4 protein-coding genes are annotated in these 1,929 nt (G+C 43.3%); 2 read left to right on the top strand and 2 right to left on the bottom strand.

Going from position 1 to position 1,929, the window contains the following annotated elements; all coding sequences use genetic code 11:
* Nucleotides 1–435 (top strand): DNA/RNA non-specific endonuclease (locus PSI15_RS17805; protein ID WP_273584676.1); only part of this gene is annotated, 435 nt, incomplete at its 5' end.
* Nucleotides 436–438: 3 nt separating this feature from the next.
* The gene (locus PSI15_RS17800) at nt 439–966 is read left to right on the top strand and encodes an SMI1/KNR4 family protein (protein ID WP_045973089.1); all 528 of its coding nucleotides are present in this window, start codon (nt 439–441) and stop codon (nt 964–966) included.
* A 67-nt stretch (nt 967–1,033) separates the two neighbouring features.
* Here PSI15_RS17800 and PSI15_RS17795 read toward each other — a convergent pair whose 3' ends face one another.
* Both PSI15_RS17795 and PSI15_RS17790 read right to left on the bottom strand, forming a co-directional pair.
* Nucleotides 1,034–1,354: a SymE family type I addiction module toxin gene (locus PSI15_RS17795; RefSeq protein WP_273584675.1), complete on the bottom strand. Its 321-nt coding sequence runs from the start codon at nt 1,352–1,354 to the stop codon at nt 1,034–1,036.
* 86 nt (nt 1,355–1,440) lie between these two features.
* Nucleotides 1,441–1,782, bottom strand: coding sequence for a helix-turn-helix domain-containing protein (locus PSI15_RS17790; protein WP_337928949.1), 342 nt, complete (start codon nt 1,780–1,782; stop codon nt 1,441–1,443).
* Nucleotides 1,783–1,929 lie beyond the last annotated feature (147 nt).

The raw sequence follows: 1,929 nt of genomic DNA, 5'->3' as shown, positions 1-1,929 counted from the left end.
GCGGGTGAAGATTGTGGAAAAATTAAATATGGTGAATTAGATGAGCTAGGTCGACCAACCGGAGTTCATGCAACTTTAGATAAAGGCCATATTAACACTGGTACACATGCTAACCCGAACATACAACCTCCGGGATTTATTACAGGGAAAGGTTCTAATCGCGCTAGGGGACATTTACTCGGAAGACAATTAGGGGGTTCTGGTGATGATGTTAGGAACTTAGTCACCCTTCAACAACGACCTGCTAATACTCCTTTCATGAGTGGAATCGAGGGTAGAATAAGAAAAGCCTTAGAACAAGGACAAGTTGTCGAAATGAGTTCTGTTCCTATTTATAAGGGCCCTTCCAGAATACCGGCTGGTATTACAATGAAAGCTGAAGGTTCAGGTGGATTCTATGAGTATGTAACTGTTCTTAACCCTCCAGGAATGTAAATAATGAGTATCGAGAGTTTAAATAATATATTGCCCTTACCTATCCATCCAAATGAAAATGGTCAGAACAGAAAATGGCCGTTGATAGATGAACGGCACGCTTTTCCTAAAGATTATATTGATTTTATCACTCAATATGGCACGGGCAAAATTGCCGATTTTATCACTATATTTAACCCATTTAGCGAAGATGATGATCTGAATTTTTTCAGGCAGAAGGAATGGATTATTGAGGATTTTAATTCTCTTGTTGAATCTGATCCGGATTACTATCCGTTTATTCTTTATCCTAAAAAAGATGGATTGCTTCCTATAGGCGTTACTGATAACGGTGACTATATCTTTTGGGTTGCATCATCAGATAACTGTGAATTATGGAAGGTAGCCATTATTGCTGCAAGGGCACCAGAAGTTGAGTATAGGCAAGAAAATTTCACTGATTTTTTAGAAGGTGTTCTATCCAAAAAGATCAAGTGCATGTCATTTCCTGATGGTTTTCCACCTAATAATATAGAATTTGATAGCATTTAAAGAATAAGCCGGAAGATCCCCGTGATCTTCCGGCTTTGTTCTGTTAAGAGCGGCTCACTCCCTGCCCTTAGCGGCTTTTGTAGTCCCCAATCAGCTCGCGCATCCGCAGCTTAATGTCACTGATTTGCTCGCGCTGGCGCTGGTATTGCTGTTTGAGGCTGTTCGTCTCGTCACTGTCGGGGATCAATACTAAACAGCCGTCCATGATCTTCACTGTGACCGAGCCGCCAATCTCAAACCCGGCGGCCTTAAGCCATTGCCCTTTCAGGTGTATCGCGGGCGGTGCTGTGGCCTTGTCATTTTGCGGGACGTATCCCACGGTGTAATAACGTTCTGTTTTAGCAGCTTTATTTTGAGCCGCGTTTTGCCTAGAATGCGCCTTAGCCATTATTCAACTCCTAGTCAGTTGGTTATGGTTAGCGGTGTCGGGATGTGTCCAGCATCTCAACACCGCGTAAATGTTGACTCTTCTCTTTAGCTGCCCTTTGTTGTCCAGCGCTTCGCATCATGCATATGCAAAATACTGCTAATCACTGTCTCCACGGTCTCCCGTTCTTTCTCATCTAACTGTGAAATCGCTTCGAACTGGAGTTTTAACCGTTCATCGGGGCCACGCTCATCCGGCTCGAAAAGAAGCATATCCGCACTGACATTCAACGCTAATGCAATCCTTCGAAAGACATCAATCGTCGGCTGAGACGCGCCCGCCTCGTAGCGTTTGTACTGTGAAACGTGCATGCCAATCTTGTCAGCCATCTGTTGTTGAGTGAAACCAAGCTCTTTACGGGAAGCTGCCAATTTATCAGAAAAGCTCATAGGAAATTCCAAAGTTGCTGTAACTGACATTACTATACGGCTCCCTTTTTTATCGCTTGACTGAAGGTATCATATCAGGGACTATATATATCATCAATATGAATCTTGACGCAGTTTTAAAGGATTAGACATGGCTCGCATTCCCGA

Origin of the sequence: Xenorhabdus sp. PR6a (genome assembly GCF_028599065.1) — a bacterium.
GTDB lineage: Bacteria > Pseudomonadota > Gammaproteobacteria > Enterobacterales > Enterobacteriaceae > Xenorhabdus > Xenorhabdus doucetiae.
Note: the sequence above shows the minus strand (reverse complement) of the source record. Positions and strands in the feature narration are given on the sequence as shown.

Excerpts from the sequence above, each read along its gene's own strand:
- PSI15_RS17795 (WP_273584675.1), bottom strand. The coding sequence starts at position 1,354 with ATGGCTAAGGCGCATTCTAGGCAAAACGCGGCTCAAAATAAAGCTGCT.
- PSI15_RS17800 (WP_045973089.1), top strand. The coding sequence starts at position 439 with ATGAGTATCGAGAGTTTAAATAATATATTGCCCTTACCTATCCATCCA.
- PSI15_RS17790 (WP_337928949.1), bottom strand. The coding sequence starts at position 1,782 with ATGAGCTTTTCTGATAAATTGGCAGCTTCCCGTAAAGAGCTTGGTTTC.